The 16,261-nt window shown below is 67.3% G+C and carries 15 protein-coding genes; 4 read left to right on the forward strand and 11 right to left on the reverse strand.

Annotated elements, in window-relative coordinates:
- Positions 1-31: 31 nt before the first annotated feature.
- Positions 32-562: a DUF4334 domain-containing protein gene (locus ACW174_RS08995; RefSeq protein ID WP_492014090.1), complete on the forward strand. Its 531-nt coding sequence runs from the start codon at positions 32-34 to the stop codon at positions 560-562.
- Here ACW174_RS08995 and ACW174_RS09000 read toward each other — a convergent pair.
- The 10 genes from ACW174_RS09000 to ACW174_RS09045 form a co-directional block, all read right to left on the reverse strand.
- A complete protein-coding gene (locus ACW174_RS09000; RefSeq protein WP_492014091.1) occupies positions 559-1,722 on the reverse strand; it encodes an acyl-CoA dehydrogenase family protein in 1,164 nt (387 codons plus the stop codon). The genes ACW174_RS08995 and ACW174_RS09000 overlap by 4 nt on opposite strands.
- A gap of 163 nt (positions 1,723-1,885) precedes the next feature.
- Positions 1,886-3,670, reverse strand: a complete 1,785-nt coding sequence (locus ACW174_RS09005) for an acyl-CoA dehydrogenase C-terminal domain-containing protein (RefSeq protein ID WP_492014092.1) — start codon at positions 3,668-3,670, stop codon at positions 1,886-1,888.
- Positions 3,671-3,675: 5 nt separating this feature from the next.
- A complete protein-coding gene (locus tag ACW174_RS09010; protein ID WP_492014093.1) occupies positions 3,676-4,161 on the reverse strand; it encodes a MerR family transcriptional regulator in 486 nt (161 codons plus the stop codon).
- Positions 4,162-4,325: 164 nt separating this feature from the next.
- Positions 4,326-4,754 (reverse strand): DoxX family protein, encoded by a 429-nt coding sequence (locus ACW174_RS09015; protein WP_492014094.1) that lies wholly within the window; start codon positions 4,752-4,754, stop codon positions 4,326-4,328.
- Between the two features lie 328 nt (positions 4,755-5,082).
- On the reverse strand, positions 5,083-5,235 hold the full coding sequence (locus tag ACW174_RS09020) for a hypothetical protein (RefSeq protein ID WP_492014095.1): 153 nt from the start codon (positions 5,233-5,235) through the stop codon (positions 5,083-5,085).
- A gap of 35 nt (positions 5,236-5,270) precedes the next feature.
- Positions 5,271-5,465, reverse strand: a complete 195-nt coding sequence (locus tag ACW174_RS09025) for a helix-turn-helix transcriptional regulator (RefSeq protein ID WP_492014096.1) — start codon at positions 5,463-5,465, stop codon at positions 5,271-5,273.
- On the reverse strand, positions 5,462-5,689 hold the full coding sequence (locus tag ACW174_RS09030; RefSeq protein ID WP_492014097.1) for a hypothetical protein: 228 nt from the start codon (positions 5,687-5,689) through the stop codon (positions 5,462-5,464). Before ACW174_RS09030 ends, ACW174_RS09025 begins: the two co-directional genes overlap by 4 nt.
- A gap of 100 nt (positions 5,690-5,789) precedes the next feature.
- Positions 5,790-6,029 (reverse strand): helix-turn-helix domain-containing protein, encoded by a 240-nt coding sequence (locus tag ACW174_RS09035; protein ID WP_492014098.1) that lies wholly within the window; start codon positions 6,027-6,029, stop codon positions 5,790-5,792.
- An 11-nt stretch (positions 6,030-6,040) separates the two neighbouring features.
- Positions 6,041-6,562 (reverse strand): DUF2975 domain-containing protein, encoded by a 522-nt coding sequence (locus tag ACW174_RS09040; protein WP_492014099.1) that lies wholly within the window; start codon positions 6,560-6,562, stop codon positions 6,041-6,043.
- 105 nt (positions 6,563-6,667) lie between these two features.
- Positions 6,668-8,104, reverse strand: coding sequence for a protein adenylyltransferase SelO family protein (locus tag ACW174_RS09045; protein ID WP_492014100.1), 1,437 nt, complete (start codon positions 8,102-8,104; stop codon positions 6,668-6,670).
- A 202-nt stretch (positions 8,105-8,306) separates the two neighbouring features.
- Between ACW174_RS09045 and nhaA the strand changes: the two genes are divergently transcribed.
- From nhaA to ACW174_RS09060, 3 genes are all read left to right on the forward strand, one after another.
- Complete coding sequence (nhaA, locus tag ACW174_RS09050) at positions 8,307-9,521, forward strand: Na+/H+ antiporter NhaA (protein WP_492014101.1); 1,215 nt, start codon at positions 8,307-8,309, stop codon at positions 9,519-9,521.
- A gap of 234 nt (positions 9,522-9,755) precedes the next feature.
- Positions 9,756-12,428, forward strand: coding sequence for a TonB-dependent receptor (locus ACW174_RS09055; RefSeq protein ID WP_492014102.1), 2,673 nt, complete (start codon positions 9,756-9,758; stop codon positions 12,426-12,428).
- A 93-nt stretch (positions 12,429-12,521) separates the two neighbouring features.
- Complete coding sequence (locus ACW174_RS09060; RefSeq protein ID WP_492014103.1) at positions 12,522-13,082, forward strand: hypothetical protein; 561 nt, start codon at positions 12,522-12,524, stop codon at positions 13,080-13,082.
- A gap of 60 nt (positions 13,083-13,142) precedes the next feature.
- On the opposite strand, the gene ACW174_RS09065 is transcribed toward ACW174_RS09060, so the two are convergent.
- Positions 13,143-16,253, reverse strand: coding sequence for an efflux RND transporter permease subunit (locus tag ACW174_RS09065; RefSeq protein ID WP_492014104.1), 3,111 nt, complete (start codon positions 16,251-16,253; stop codon positions 13,143-13,145).
- Positions 16,254-16,261: the final 8 nt, after the last annotated feature.

Raw genomic sequence — 16,261 nt, forward strand, 5'->3', positions numbered from 1 at the left:
CGCGTCCCTGCATTACTGACCGGAGACCAACATGCCGTGGCTGAAGACCTGGGCTGAAGAGGGCTGGAGCGCCGACACCGCGGTGGGCGCCTTTGAGCGCCAGCCTCCGGTCACGCTCACCGACATGATCGGCAGCTGGCGAGGATCCGAACTGCCCACCGGCCATCCGCTGGACGGTCTGCTGGCGCTGTACGGCTGGCGCGGGAAGCGGTTCACGGACGCCGACACGGTCGATCCGCTGCTGTTCGATCGGGAGGATCGGGTGCTGGCGCTGGATCCCGGCAAGCTGCCGCTGGGGCTGGCCCTGTCCCTGCCGCGGATCGCGCGGACCGACGCGGCGCGGGGCCTGTTCAGGGCGGTCCTGCCCCTGCTCGCCACCCGCGCGCCCAAGGCGCGGCTGCGGAGCGTCGAGTGGGCCGGTCAGGCGTCGGCGGCCATGGTCTATGACGACCTGCCGATCATCGACCATTTCCGGCGGGTGGACGAGACGCGGGTGCTGGGCCTCATGGACCTGCGCCTGACCCCCGCGCCCTTCTTCTTCCTGCTGACCCGCGAGCCCTAGAGCGTCCGCGCGATCAGCAGTTTCATGATCTCGTTGGTGCCGCCGTAGATACGCTGGACGCGGGCGTCCTTGTACAGCTGGGCGATCGGGTACTCGTTCATATAGCCGTAGCCGCCGTGCAGCTGCAGCATCTCGTCGATGACCTCGCCCTGGATGTCGGTGACCCAGTATTTGGCCATCGAGGCGGTCGCGGCGTCCAGCTTGCCCTCGAGGTGCAGGCCCATGCAGTGGTCGACGAAGACCTTGGCGACGGTCAGCTTGGTCTTCACTTCCGCAAGTTTGAACTGGGTGTTCTGGAAGTCGAGGATCCGCTTGCCGAAGGCCTTGCGCTCTTTCACGTAAGCCAGCGTCTCCTGCAGCCCGCGCTCGGCGGCGGCGACGCCCTGGACGGCGATGTTCAGCCGCTCCTGCGGCAGTTGCTGCATCAGGTGGATGAAGCCCTGGCCCTCGGTCCCGCCGATGATGTTCTCGGCGGGGACCTTCACGTCGTTGAAGAACAGCTCGGAGGTGTCGTTCCCCTCCATGCCGATCTTGTGCAGGTTCCGGCCGCGCTCGAAACCTTCCGCGCCGTCGGTCTCGACCACGATCAGCGAGGTGCCCTTGGCGCCCTCGGCCGGGTCGGTCTTGGCCACGACGATGATGAAATTCGCCAGCTGGCCGTTGGTGATGAAGGTCTTGGAGCCGTTCAGGACGTAGTGGTCGCCTTGCTTGATGGCGGTGGTCTTGACCCCTTGCAGGTCGGAGCCCGCGCCCGGCTCGGTCATGGCGATGGCGCCGACCAGTTCGCCCGAGACCAGACGCGGCAGCCAGCGCGCCTTCTGCTCGGCCGTGCCGTAATGCCAGACGTAGGGCATGACGATCGCATTGTGCAGCGAGATGCCGAAGTGATCGGCGCCCTTCCAGCCCAGCTGGCGCATCAGCACGACTTCGTGGCGGTAGTCGCCGCCGAAGCCGCCGTCCTCTTCCGGCATCGACAGGCCCAGCAGGCCCGCGTCGCCCGCGTCGTTCCACAGCTGACGCGGCACGGAGCTGTTGGCGATCCACGACTGGACCTTCTCCAGCGGCGCGTGCTCGTCGATCCATTTGCCGACGCTGTCGGAGAAGAGGGTGATCTCCTCGTCCTGCATGAAGGCGGGGTCGGGGCTGTTGAGGACGTTCATCTGATGTCTCCTCCCCACTCCGTGGGGAGGGGGACCGCGAAGCGGTGGAGGGGTTCTGGACCACCGCTCAGATTTCTGGTGACGGAAAGAACCCCTCCGTCACGGCGCATATCCGCGCCGCGCCACCTCCCCATTCGCTGCGCGAACAGGGAGGAGACAGGTCTCAGAACGCGTCCGCCGGCATCGCCATCAGGACGTCGGCGCCGGTCTTCATCTTGGTCAGGTGCGCGCCCGCGTCGGGCAGGATGCGTTCGACGAAGTAGCGGCCGGTCTGCAGCTTGGAGACGTAGAAGGGGTCGCTCGACCCGGCGTCGATCTGCTTCTGGGCGGCGATCGCCATCTGGGCCCAAACATAGGCCAGGGCGGTGATGCCGAACAGGTTCAGATAGTCGGTCGAGGCGGCGCCGGCGTTGTCCGGGTTGGCCATGCCGTTCTGCATCAGCCACATGGTGCCGTCCTGCAGCTTCTTCTTGGCGTCGGCCAGACCGTCGATGAAAGGCTTCACCGCGCTCTCGCCGCCGTGCTCCGTGACGAAGGCGTCGATGTCGCCGAACCAGCTCATGATCGCGCGACCGCCGGCCGACGGCAGCTTGCGGCCCACCAGATCCAGCGCCTGGATGCCGTTGGTGCCTTCGTAGATCATGGTGATGCGCGCATCACGCAGGTACTGGCTGGCCTGGAAATGCTCGGTGTAGCCCGAACCTCCATGGACCTGCATGGCCAGCGAGGCGGCGTGGAAGCCCTTGTCGGTCAGATAGGCTTTCAGCACCGGGGTCAGCAGACCCATATAGTCCTTGGCCTTCTGGGCGACGGCTTCGTCCTCGGACTTCTCGAGGTCGGCCTGCAGCGCGGTCCACAGGATGAAGGCCTGGCCGCCTTCGACGAAGGCGCGGGCCTCCAGCAGCATGCGGCGCACGTCGGGGTGGACGATGATCGGATCGGCCGGGCCGTCCGGGTTCTTCGGTCCGGTCAGCGAGCGGCCCTGCAGGCGGTCCTTGGCGAACTCGACGGCGGCCTGATAGGCGGCGGCGCCGATGGCCAGGCCCTGCAGGCCGGTGCCGAGGCGGGCTTCGTTCATGACCACGAACATGTTGTTCATGCCCCGGCCTTCCTCGCCGATCAGCCAGCCCTTGGCGCCGTCGTACTGCATGACGGCGGTCGCGTTGCCGTGGATGCCCATCTTGTGCTCGAGGCCGGCGCATTCGAGGTTGTTGCGCTCACCCAGCGAGCCGTCCTCGTTGACGAGGAATTTCGGCACCACGAACAGGGACAGGCCCTTGATGCCCGGGACCGCGCCTTCGACGCGGGCCAGCACGGTGTGGATGATGTTGTCGGCGAAGTCGTGCTCGCCGGCCGAGATCCAGATCTTCTGGCCGGTGATCGAATAGCTGCCGTCGCCGTTCGGCACGGCCTTGGTGCGGACCATGCCCAGATCGGTGCCGCACTGCGGCTCGGTCAGGTTCATGGTGCCGGTCCATTCGCCCGACGTCATCTTCGGCAGATACTTGGCCTTGATCTCGTCCGAGGCGTTGGCGTGGATGCCCGCATGGGCGCCCGCCGTCAGGCCGGGATACATCGAGAAGGCCGCCGAAGCGCCGGCGGTGAACTGGCCCACGGCCGAACCGATGATCGAGGGCATGCCCTGACCGCCATAGGCGGGGTCAGCGGTCAGCGAAGGCCAGCCGGCCTCGACCATCTGGTGATAGGCTTCCTTCCAGCCCTTGGGCGTGGTGACGACGCCGCCCTCGGCCCAGGTGCAGCCTTCCTTGTCGCCCGAGTGGTTGATCGGGGCGATGACCTCGTCCGAGAAGCGGCCCGCTTCCTCGAGGATCTGCTGCGCCAGCTCGGAGGACACGTCCTGGAAGCCGGGCTGGTTGGTGTAGCGGTCGATTTCCAGAACCTCGTTCAGGATGAACGTCAGGTCGCGGACGGGGGCTTTGTAGGCCATGCGGCTCAGGCTCTCGCTTTGAAGGGCGGGTGATGGTGTTCGGTGTTCAGGCGGGCCTTCATCAGGCTCGCATACTCGTCGGCGCCGGGCAGAAGATCGGGACGGTATTCGCCCAGCTTCTCCTCCATCCAGCGGCAGGCTTCTTCCGCCGTGCCGATAGCGCCTTCGATGTCTTCGAGTTGCTGTTTCAGGGTCGCGATCTGCGCGCGGTGCTGGCGCAGGGCCACGGCCATCTGATGGGCGTTGTGATCCTTGCGATCGTACAGATCCAGCATCGACTGGATTTCCTGCAGGCTGAAGCCGATGCGACGCCCGCGCAGGATCAGTTTCAGCCGGGCGCGGTCGCGGGCGTCATAGACCCGGGTCTGGCCCTTGCGCGCCGGATTCAGCAGGCCCTTGTCCTCATAGAAGCGCAGGGCGCGCGCCGTCGCGCTGAACTCGCGGCACAGCTGACGGATGGAATAGGTGCGGTGATCGTCGGCGGTCGCCATGCCGAAGTTCTATCCCGAACTTGACGCGGACGTAAAGGGAAGGTTTTGGGCCGGGGCAGCAGGCAGCAGGCAGCAGGTCGGGCGACCCGCGCTCAAGCGAAAGGGCCGCAGCGTTTCCGCCGCGGCCCTGCTGCCTAATGCCTATCTGCCTACTGCCTCGAGGTTCAGCGAACCTCGCGCGCCCGCATCCACAGGACCGGCGCGGTCATGGCGATCAGGATGGCGTTGGTGATCGCCGGGCCGGCGTTCAGGCCGGTGGCGTGGATCGCCAGCATGGCGATCTCCAGCAGCAGCAGGCCCGATGCGGCGACGACCAGCAGCGGGCGGCCATGCTTCCAAGACGCCAGCGGCGCCAGCACCAGCACGGCCAGCACGATCTCGGCGACGCCGAGGCCGCGCACGAAGTTTTCCGGCATCAACGCCGGCCACTTCATGAGGTCGATCAGATTGGCCATGGGCTCGCTGAGCTTGGCGTAGCCGGCCGCGATGAAGAACATCGCGATCCAGCCCTGCAGGGTCCACAGGGTCAGGTTCCGGTAGCTGGCGTTCAGCCGCGAGCGGGCGGGGGTCGGGGTAAGGGTCTGAGAAGTCATTTTCGATGACGCCCGGTGGGCGCTCTTGTTATTTGCAACAGTGGCGAGATCGGATCGTCCACGCCGTTCCGCAAGGGGGCGCAAAGCGGGTGTAACCATCCGTGACTTCCCTGTGACGCCACCCCGCGGCCAAAGCGTGGCCGTATCTATAAATCGTTGTAATGTGAACGGCGTTTCGGCGGGGTTAAGAGCGTCGTGGCGCGGGTTGGACGGGCAGGTCATGGCGGGTCCGGAAACAGGAGGGGCGGGCTGGGCGCCGACCCCGGCTCTCTACCGCCACCCTCCTGCCAACAGACTGTCAGCAGCCGTACACCGGGTGTCAGGTCTGCTAGATTCCCGCCGGCGCCGGGACCGGGTGCGAGACGCTGACCTGCGCCTCGGCGGCCGAGAAGAAGGCGGCGGCAACGAGGGTCAGGCACAGGCCGGCGGCGAAGCGTTCCAGGCATGAGGCGGCGCGCCCCAGAGCGGTGCTGGTGGTCATGGTCGTGTTCCTTGTGGTGAGGTTGGAGCCGGGGCTCAGAGGCGGAAGAGGTCTTCCACAGGCCGGTTCAGCGCCCGGGCGGCCCTGAAGGCGAGGGTGATGGAGGGGTCATAGAAGCCCTGCTCCATCGCCCTCAGGGTCCGCAGGGACACGCCGAGGCGATCGGCCAGTTCCGCCTGGGTCAGTTTCTGCTCAAGGCGCATGGCCTTGAGCGGATGAAGTTCGGTCATTTGGCCGTCTCCCAGAGGTCGCGCCCAAACCGGCTGAAGGCCAGAAGGATGGCGGCGATCAGCAGCACCGTGCCGACCGAGGGCGCATGCCCCCAGGGTGTCGGCCAGAAGGGGACGGGCTCGGGCATGTCCGACACGATGGCGACCATGGCCAGAAGCAGGACGGCGATCTCGCCCCGCTTTGGGGTCCACCGGGTCGTGGCCGGAGACGTCGAGGTGGTCATGTCAAGGCTCCCTGTCGTTGTGACAAGGCTGTTTTACACCGCCGAGCCGTTCAGTCAAGCGTCTTTTACATCATGACAAGCACGCTTTCCGGCGGCGTCGTCAGGCGTCCCAGGCTTCGGACGCCGGGCCCTGCGGACTGTCGTCGGAGGCCAGGAGTTCGCCCGGCTGACAGTCCAGTTCGCGGCACAGCGCATCGAGGGTGCTGAAGCGGACGGCGCGGGCCTTGCCGGTCTTGAGGATCGACAGATTGGCCACGGTCACCCCGACCCGGTCGCTCAGTTCGGTCAGGGACATGCGGCGGTCGAGAAGCAGGCGATCCAGTTGAACGGTGATGGACATCCGGGCCTCCCTCAGACCGTCATCTGCTGGTCGTCACGGATGGACGCGCCCTGCCGGAACACCTCGGCCAGCATGAAGACGATCAGGATGCCCAGCCACGATCCGAGATCGAAGGTGTAGTCGGCGTCGCCCGGCATCCCCTCGGGAACGGTCAGGGCCAGGACCAGCGCGCTCAGCTGGACGCCGATCAGGCCCAGGCCGATGCCCTGCAGCCGTCCGACATTGGCGCGCTCGAAGGCGTCCCCCTGATTGACCGCCAGGAAGATCCGCCGCAGCCGGTTCAGGATCCACCAGGTGCTGAGGGTCGCCACGAAGGCGCCGGCGTACACCAGCCTCTGGGACAACAGGATGCCGGTCTCGCCCGTGGTTTCCCGCGCCAGTCCATCGATGAACCCGGCGGCGGCTTCCGGGGCGATCAGAGAGACCATGAAGCCGACGGCGGAGCCGATGACCCCGATCATGACGAAGATGTTCACGAACCCCAGTATCCAGCGAACCCCGCTGGCGACGGATCGACGACCGATGAGCTTCATCTGGCTACCTCCTGCCGCCTCGCGCGGCCATGTCGATAGTCGATATGGAAACATCGATTATCAATCAAGGAAATTGTCGATAAACGATATGAAACTTTCGTAAGGTCAGGCGCGGGCGGCTCGCACCGCATCCAGCCGCGCCAGCTTGTCGTGGAAGGGCGCCCAGTCGTCCGCCTCGGCGATGGCGGCCCAGATCGCCTCGACCTCATCGATCAGCATTTCTTCCGGCTCGGGCCGCGCGAAGACCGGGCTTTCCAGCCGCTCGGGCCGGTCGGGCTCGTGCTCGAACAGGGCGAAGCGGAAGGTGTCGAAGGCCTTGCCCTGCCATAGCTTCGCGCGCGGCCCCGCCAGCGCCCGCGCCGACGAGGCGAAGCCGCCGAACCAGTCGTGGAACAGAGGCTCCCACCGCGCCGCCTCGCCCGTCTCGCGCAGCAGGGCCAGGGTGGTGTCCAGCAGCCGCTGATCCGCCGCCTCCCCCAGGCTCTTCACCCCAAGCCGATCCAGGAAGGCGGTGCGCAGCTCCCGGATATAGGCCGGGCCGAAGCCGTTCAGGGCCTCGGTCAGGGCGCCCGCGTCCGCCGCCAGCTTCAGCGCGCCGCCCAGCTGGGTCAGCGCCCAGAACACCGCCTCCGGCTGACGCGCGAAGGCATAGAGGCCGCTGTGGTCGAAATAGGCGGCCGTGAAGCCCGGCTCATAGGACGGCAGGAACCGCCAGGGGCCGTAGTCGAAGCTCTCGCCCGTGACGTTCAGATTGTCGGTGTTCAGCACGCCGTGGACGAAGCCAGCGGCCACCCATCGCGCCGCCAGCCGGGCCGAGGCCGCGACCACGGCGGCGAGGAAGCCCGGCGTGTCGCCCACTGCGACCTGCGGGTGGTAAAGCGACCGCGCGTGCTCCACCAGGGTCTCGATCATGTCGGCCCGCCCGAACCAGGCCGCGCGCTGGAAGGTGCCGAAGCGGATGTGGCTGTGCGACAGCCGCACCAGCACCGCCGAGCGGGTCGGGGAGGGCTCGTCCCCCCGCTCCAGTTCCTCGCCCGTCTCGATCAGGCTGAAGGCGCGGCTGGTCGGCACGCCCTGCGCCTCCAGCATCTCCGCCGCCAGCACCTCGCGCACCCCGCCCTTCAGCGTCAGCCGCCCGTCCGCCGTGCGCGACCAAGGCGTCGTGCCCGACCCCTTGGTGCCGAGGTCGAGAAGGCGGCCGGTGAGGGGGCTGTCGCTCGCGGCCGGACCCTGAAGAACTTCCCTCAGCTGCGCCGCCAGGAAGCCGCGCCCGTCGCCGAGGTCGGGATTGTAGGTGCGGAACTGGTGGCCGTGATAGCGCATCGCCACCGGCCCCGGCTGGCCGGGCAGGGGGGGGAAGCGGGCGAAGTGGTCGACCCACTCCGCGTCGCTCAGCGTCTCCAGCCCCACGGTCGCCGCCGCCCGGTCGTTGCGGAAGCGCAGGATCGCCTGCGGGAAGTCCGCCGCCCGCACGGCGTCGCCGTACTCGTCCCCCAGATCGAAGAAGCGGGGCTCGGGGCGGTAGGCGGGGGAGACGGGCATGGGGGCCAGATGCGGCCTCGAGGGCTCCGGCGCAACCGTTGGCGGGTCCGGTTCGCCTTGAACCGTCGGACGGGGGCGGTATGTTGGCCCCAGAGATCAGGCCCGCCGCCTCGCGCGTCGGGTCAGGCCGGCGCCCCTCCCGCGAACCCGGTCCGGCGTCCGTCGATAACCTGACGCCACTGACCTTTGATCCGGAGGCCGTATGGCGCGCAAACTCACACTCCAATTCCTCAAGACCGAGGCCGGATCCGGCGCGGTCCTGGGCTTCGCGGCCCTGGCGGCCCTGTTCGTCGCCAACTCGCCGTGGGCCGCGGACTATTTCGGCTGGCTGAAGAGCGAGCACGTGGTCCAGCTCGGGCCCGTCATGCTGGAGCTGACGGTCTCGGAGTGGATCAAGGAAGGTCTGATGGCGATCTTCTTCCTCGTCGTGGGGCTGGAGATCAAATACGAGATTCTGCGGGGCGAACTCAGCGATCCGCGCAAACTGGCCACGCCGGTGCTGGCCGCCGCGGGCGGCATGATCGCCCCGGCGGCGGTCTATCTGGCTTTCTCGAGCGTCTTCTCCGGTCCGCATGGCGGCTGGCCGATCCCGCTGGCGACCGACATCGCCTTCGCCCTCGCCGTCTTCGCCATGGTGGCGCGCAACCTGCCGTCCTCGCTGCGGGTCTTCCTTCTGACCCTCGCCATCGTGGACGACCTGGGCGCCATCGCCCTGATCGCCGTCCTCTTCTCCAGCGGGGTGCAGTTCGCGCCGCTTCTGTGGATCGCCGGCCTGCTGGCCGCCGGGGCGGTGGTCGGCCAGTGGAAGAAGATCCCGGCGCCCTTCTGGGTGCTGGGCTTCGGCCTGGTCTGGTACCTGACGGTGCTGTCCGGCCTGTCGACCTCGCTGACCGCCGTGGCCTTCGCCGCCATCGTTCCCGTCAAGGACCGCAGGTCCGACGGCCAGAGCCCGCTGCAGGAGGCGATGCACGACCTCCATCCCTACGTCGCCTACGTCATCCTGCCCCTCTTCGCCTTCGCCAAGGCGGGGGTCAGCTTCGCCGGTCTGTCGCTGGATCAGGCGTTCGCGCCTCTGGTGCTGGGGATCGCGTTCGGCCTGTTCATCGGCAAACAGCTGGGGGTCTTCGGCGCCGCCGCCCTGGCCTCCGCGACCGGCCTGGGGCGGAAGCCGACCGGCGCGACCTGGCTGGAGCTCTACGGCGTCAGTCTTCTCTGCGGCGTCGGATTCACCATGAGCCTGTTCATCGGTATTCTGGCCTTCCCGGGCGCGATCGACTCGCCGGAACAGGTCGAGGTGAAGATCGGGGTGCTCGGCGGGTCTATGTTATCAGCGATCACTGGCGCAACGGTTCTCGCAATTGCGGCGGGCAGACGCAAAAAATTGGCCGATTTGACCGCGGATACTCACCAGAGTTGAGCGAATATTGACGTAGCGTCATCGGTTTCTGTCGCTTTTGCGTCACAGTTTGGCTTCGCGCACCGTTGAAATGCGGCGTGACCAAACGGCGCTTCTTGTCGGTGACTCCGGCCTGCGTTACCCCATTGGGAACTGGAGTTTCGCGTTCCACGTAAGAGCGCGGCCCAAGGGATCAGGAAACGCCGCGGTCGCCGTTTGAAGAACGGAGCCCGGCCTTATGTCGGGGAGCCTTGCATGCGCCTTACCAATCTTCTTCGCACCACCGTTTCGGCGGCTGTCGTGGGCGCCTGCGCCTTCGGCTTCGCCGGTGTCGCCTCGGCCCAGAGCACGCCTCAGGACGGCCCGACCACCATCGACGACATCATCGTCACCGCCCAGAAGCGGGAACAGAACCTGCAGGACGTGCCGATCGTGGTCACCAGCCTGCCGGCGCAGGTCCTGGAAAACGCGGGCGTCCGTGACATCAAGGATCTGCAGATCCTGACCCCCGGCATGACGGTCACCTCGACCTCGTCGGAAGCCTCGACCACCGCCCGTATCCGCGGCGTCGGCACCGTCGGCGACAACCCCGGTCTGGAAAGCTCGGTCGGCGTCGTGATCGACGGCGTCTATCGCTCGCGCAACTCGGTCGGCTTCGGCGACCTGGGCGAAATGAGCCGCATCGAAGTGCTGAAGGGTCCGCAAGGCACCCTGTTCGGCAAGAACACCTCGGCCGGCGTCATCAACATCATCACCGAGGCCCCGTCGTTCACGCCGGGCTTCAACGCCGAAGGCACCGTGGGCAACTACGGCGCCATGGGCGTCTCGGGCTCGATCACCGGCCCGATCACCGACACCCTGGCCTTCCGCCTGTACGGCGCCCGCCGCGTGCGCGACGGCTTCTATGACGTCAACATCGGCGACGGCCCGCGCCCGCAGACCGACGACCAGAACCAGGACTTCGGCTCGGTCCGCGGCCAGATGCTGTGGCTGCCGAACGACAACACCTCGTTCCGCCTGATCGCCGACTACACCACGCGCGACGAATACTGCTGCACCGGCGTCCAGATCCGTTCGGGTCCGACCGCGGCCTTCATCGACGCCCTGTCCGTCGGCCCGGGCGTGCGTCCGCCGGCGCCGGGCTTCGCGCCGCTGCCGTTCTCGCGTCAGGCCTACGCCAACCGCGAAAGCGGCCAGAGCATCGAGGACAAGGGCCTCTCGCTGGAAGCCAATTTCGACATGCCGTCGCTGTTCGGCGGCGCGACCCTGACCTCGGTCACCTCGTGGCGTGACTGGTCGACCGAGCTCGGCCAGGACATCGACTACACCGGCGCCGACATCGCCTACCGCCTGCAGGACAGCGAAAACGGCTACGGCGTTGAAAACTGGACCCAGGAATTCCGCCTGGCCGGCCAGAACGACCGCTTCGACTGGCTGGTCGGCGTGTTCGCGACCAAGGAAACCATCGAGCGTCACGACAGCTGGTACTTCGGCGCTGACTACACGCCGTTCATCTCCTACCTGCTGAGCGCCAACCTGAACGCGGCCACCGCGGGCGCCATCCCGATCAGCCCCGGCATCGTCGGCTGCTTCACCCGCCCCGGCCAGACCGCCGGCCCGACGGGCCTGCAAGGCTGTCTCGCCAGCGGCGGCACCGGCGCCATCGGGCCGGGCGGCGCTGTCGTCCCGACCGCCACCGCGACCGGGCAGGGCTTCACCCTGGGTCAGGGCTACGCCGACTCCTACGAGCAGGAATCGACCTCGTTCGCGATCTTCACGAACAACACCTGGCACGTCACGGACCAGTTCGATCTGACCCTCGGCCTGCGCTACACGATGGACGACAAGTCGCTCGACGCCGTCCAGGACAACGTCGGCACCAACGGCGCCGCCTGTACGGCGGCCCAGCTGAACGCCGCCGCCATCGGTGGCGCGATCGGCGCGGGCAATGTCGGCGGCGTCCTCGGCGCCCTCTGCCTGCCGTTCGCCAACAGCGCGTTCAACAACCGCGTCATCGCCCAGGACGCCGATGACAGCGAACTGACCGGCACGATCAAGGCGGCCTACCGCCTGAACGACTCGGTCATGTTCTATGGATCGTACGCTCGCGGGTACAAGAGCTTCGGCTTCAATCTGGACCGCGTGCACCGCACCGGCACCATCACGCCCGTGTCGTCGCTCTACTTCCCGTCGGAATACGTCGACAGCTACGAAGCCGGCGTGAAGATGACGCTGCTGGACCGCACACTGCTGCTGAACGCCACCTACTTCGACCAGACGTTCGAGAACTTCCAGCTCAACACCTTCAACGGCGTGGGCTTCGTGGTTGAGCCGATCCCGGAACTGACCTCGCGCGGCATCGACGCCGACATGGTCTGGTTCTCGCCCATCGAGGGCCTGAGCTTCCAGGGCGGCCTGACCTACACGGACGCGCAGTACGGCCAGTTCACCGCCGCCGATCTGGTGGATCCGAACAACTTCCCGCAGGCCTCGCTGCTGCCGGGTTCGCGCCCCTCGTTCGCTCCGGAGTATTCGGCCTCGCTGTCGATCAACTACGAGCGCAACATGGGTGGCGGCCTGCGCGCCGGCTTCAGCCTCGCCGGCAAGTATATGTCGGAATACAACACCGGCTCGGACCTCTCGCCCTTCAAGCAGCAGGACGCTTTCACCACGGTGAACGGCCGCATCATGGTCGGCACCGAGGACGAGCGCTGGACGATGGAGTTCTGGGGTCAGAACATCACCGACGAGGAGTACCTGCAGGTCGGCTACAACGGCCCGCTGCAAGGCACCGCCTTCCAGTCGACCGTTCAGGCCGGCGGCAGCAACCCCGGGACCTTCTACAACCAGGCGCTGGACACCCAGACCTACAACGCCTTCCTGGGCCAGCCGCGCACCTACGGCGCGACCCTGCGCTTCAAATACTGATCGCTTCGCTCACCGCGAAATGAGCAGCCGGCCGGGGGAAACCCCGGCCGGTTTTGTTTTGGGCGGTCCCGGGATCTGACACATAACGAGGCCATGGACGCCTTCGCTCCCGAACCCTTCATCACCTCGGCCCGTCGCGCCTTCCCCACCGACGCGAGGCCGCAGGCGGAACAGGCCTTCACGACCCTTTCGCCCTTCGTGGATGATTCCTACCGACAGGGCGCCGAGCGGTATGTCGTGGAGGGGCAGGAGATCGCGCTTCCGCGAAGGCTGCATTTCACCGGGCTGGGCAGGGGGAAGGTCGAGAGGCTGTCCCTGGCGCCGGCCTGTCTTGTCTCCCGCTCGACCGACGGCCGGCTACGACAGGCGGCGGTCCGGTCCCTCTTCGCCGCCGACGAAGCGTGGGCCGGGCCCTACGTCCTCAGCCTGCTGGGCGAGTATGTCATCGAGATCGTGGACGACATCGGCGCGGCCCTGCCGCTGTTGGACAGGGCGCTCTATGCCGACCTCGTCCGCCGGAATCCGGTCGCCCTCAGGACGATACGGGCCAGAGCGACCAGCTACTGGAACGCCTACTACCGGACCGAATATCCCCTGAAACGCCACTATCCGGCGCTGCGGATTCTGGACGAACTGGAGGCTTGGGCGGGCTGACCGGCCGGGAGCGACGGCGGGCGAGCGGCGCACAGCGCCACCCGCCCCACCGGAATGCGCCTAGTAGCGGTCGTCCACAGCCGGGACCGGTTCCGTCGCCGGTCGTTCGCCCTCGTTCTTCCGCGCCGTGAAGCCGCCGCCCAGGTGGCGACGGATCCAGCCCGCGATGTCGTCCACGATGGTGAAGATCGCGGGGATGTAGAGCAGCGACAGGAAGGTCGAGGAGATCAGTCCGCCCAGCACGGCCACGGCCATGGGCGAGCGGAACTCCACGTCGGCGCCCACGCCGATGGCGATCGGCACCATGCCCGCGCCCATGGCGAAGGTGGTCATCAGGATGGGCCGCGCCCGCTTGTGGGCGGCGTCCATAATGGCCTCGTGGCGGGTCATCCCCTCCTTCTCGGCGATGATGACGTAGTCCACCAGCAGGATGGAGTTCTTGGCCGCGATGCCCATCAGCATCAGCACCCCGATCAGGGCGGACATGGAGAAATTCTTGTCCGCGACGGCCAGGGCGATGAAGGCGCCGCCGATCGCCAGCGGCAGGGCCGCCATGATGGTGATCGGATAGGCGAAGCTTTTGAACAGCAGCGTCAGCACCGCGTACATCAGCAGGATGCCCGAGATGAAGGCGATGGCGAAGCCGGTGATCATCTCCTGGATGAACTCCGCATCGCCGGCCGGCACCTGACGCACGCCTTCCGGCAGGTTCCTGACCGAAGGCAGGGCGTTGACCGCCGTCCCGGCGGCGCCGGTGGTGATCCCGTCCAGTTCGGCGGTGATCGAGGCGATCCGCGACCGGTCCTGACGGCTGACGGTGGCCGGGCCGGCGCCGAAGGCGACGTCGGCGACGGCGCTCAGCGGCACCTGCCCCCCGTTCGAGGTCGGCACGCGCAGGTTCTCGATCACCGTCAGGTCCTCGCGGGCCTGTTCGGTCAGCTGCAGGCGGATCGGGATCTGCCGGTCGCCCAGATTGTATTTGGGCAGGTTCTGGTCGACGTCGCCGATGGTGGCGACCCGCACCGCCTGCGAAATCGCGGAGGCCGAGACCCCGGCCAGAGCCGCTTCGTCCGAACGCGGCGTGACCACGATTTCCGGTCGCGCGATGGCCGCGCTGTTGACGATGTTGGCCAGCCCGGCGACCCCGCGCATCTCCTCCTCGACCTTGCGGGCCGCGGCGTCGAGCGTGGCGGGATCATCGCCCAGGATGGAGAAGGTGTAGCTGGTGCCGTCGCCCGGTCCGCCGCCCTGCTGGGCGATGCCCGCGCGGATGCGGGCGCCGGGAATGGCCTTCAGTTCATCGACCATTTCGCGGGCGAAGGCCTGTTGGGTCAGGTCGCGATCGCCCTTGCCCACCATGTCCGCATAGACATTGGCCTGGTTGACGTCCTGGCCGCCGATGGCGGCATAGACGGACGTCACCTCCGGCCGGGCCTCCAGCCGACGCGTCACTTCACGCACGATGGCGTCGGTCTGGGCCAGGGTCGATCCGGGCGGCGTCTCCACCTGGAAGGCGGCGCGGCCTTCGTCGGCGGGCGACATGAACTCGAACGACATCTTGGCCACGATCGAGATTCCGATCGAGCCGACGAGGAAGAGGATGCCCAGCAGGAAGACCTTCCAGCGGTTGGACAGCGACCAGCGCAGACCCTTCAGATAACCGTTCATCCAGAAGGGGTCGCGGTCCTCGTGGTTCGAGTGCTTCAGCATGAAGGCCGCCATCAGCGGCGTCAGCGTCCGCGCCACCACCAGCGAGAAGAAGACCGAGATACAGGCCGCCAGGGCGAAGGCCTTGAAGAACTGCCCGATGATGCCCGGCATGAAGCCCACGGGCGCGAACACGGCGATGATGGTGCCGGTGGTCGCCACGACCGCCAGACCGATCTCGTCCGCCGCCTCGATGGCCGCGTTATAGGGCGCCTTGCCGTCGCGCATGTGGCGGACGATGTTCTCGATCTCCACGATGGCGTCATCGACCAGGATGCCGATGGTCAGCGACAGGGCCAGCAGGGTCACCACGTTCAGCGACTGGTCCATCGGCCCGATGATGGCGAAGGTCGGGATCAGGGACATGGGCATGGCCACGGCCGCGATCAGCGTCGCCCGCCAGTCCCTCAGGAAGATGAAGACCACGATCACGGCCAGCAGGGCGCCCAGCGCCAGCGCTTCCAGCGAGGCGAGATAGCTCTCCTCGATATACTGCACGCTGGAGGTGACCTGCTGGATGGTCAGGTTGGGGTTGGCCGCGTCGATGCGGGCCACTTCCTCGCGGACCTTTTCGGCGACCTTGACCTCGCTCGCGGTGCGCGAGCGCAGGAAGTTGAAGGTCACCGCCTCCTGTCCATCGTAACGGGCGATGCGGCGCGGCTCGCCCCACTTGTCCTCGACCGAGCCCAGGTCGCTCAGGCGCACGGTCCGCCCGCCCTCCAGCGGCACCAGGGTGTCGCGCAACTGCTGGACAGAGGTGGCCGAGCCGACGGTGCGCACGGCGCGCTCCGAGCCGCCCACCGTCACCCGCCCGCCGGGCAGGTTGTTGTTGACGCTGCTCAGGGCCTGGCTGACCTGCGCGGCGGTCACGCCGTAGGCGGACAGACGCTGCGGATCCAGCTCGACCCGGATCTCGCGATCCACGCCGCCGGAGCGGTTGACCTCGCCGACGCCGCCCAGCGCCAGCAGCGCCCGGGACACGTCATTGTCGATGAACCAGCTGATCTGTTCCGGCGTCAGGGTCTCGGACCGGACCACATAGGTGATCAGGGCGTCGCCGGTGATGTCGATGCGCTGCACCGCCGGTTCCTGCATGTCCTGCGGCAGCGAGGCGCGCAGGCCGGTCATGGCGTTGCGCACGTCATTGGTCGCGCGGTCGGTATCCGTGCCCAGTTCGAACTCGATCAGGGTGGTCGAGACGCCGTCGGTGACCGTCGAGTTGACGTGGCGCACGCCCGACAGGCCGGCCAGGGCGTCCTCGATCAGGCGGGTGACCTGCACCTCCATCTCGGCCGGGGCCGAGCCGGGACGCGCGGCGGTGACGTTGACCAGCGGGAAGTCGACGTCGGGGTTGTTGTTGATCCGCATGCCCGCGAACCCGACGATCCCGCCCAGCGTCAGCAGCAGGAACAGAAGGATGATCGGGATGGGATTCCGGATCGACCAGGAGGAAATCTGGTTCATGAGGTCTG

Source organism: Brevundimonas sp. AVps31, assembly GCF_058681355.1.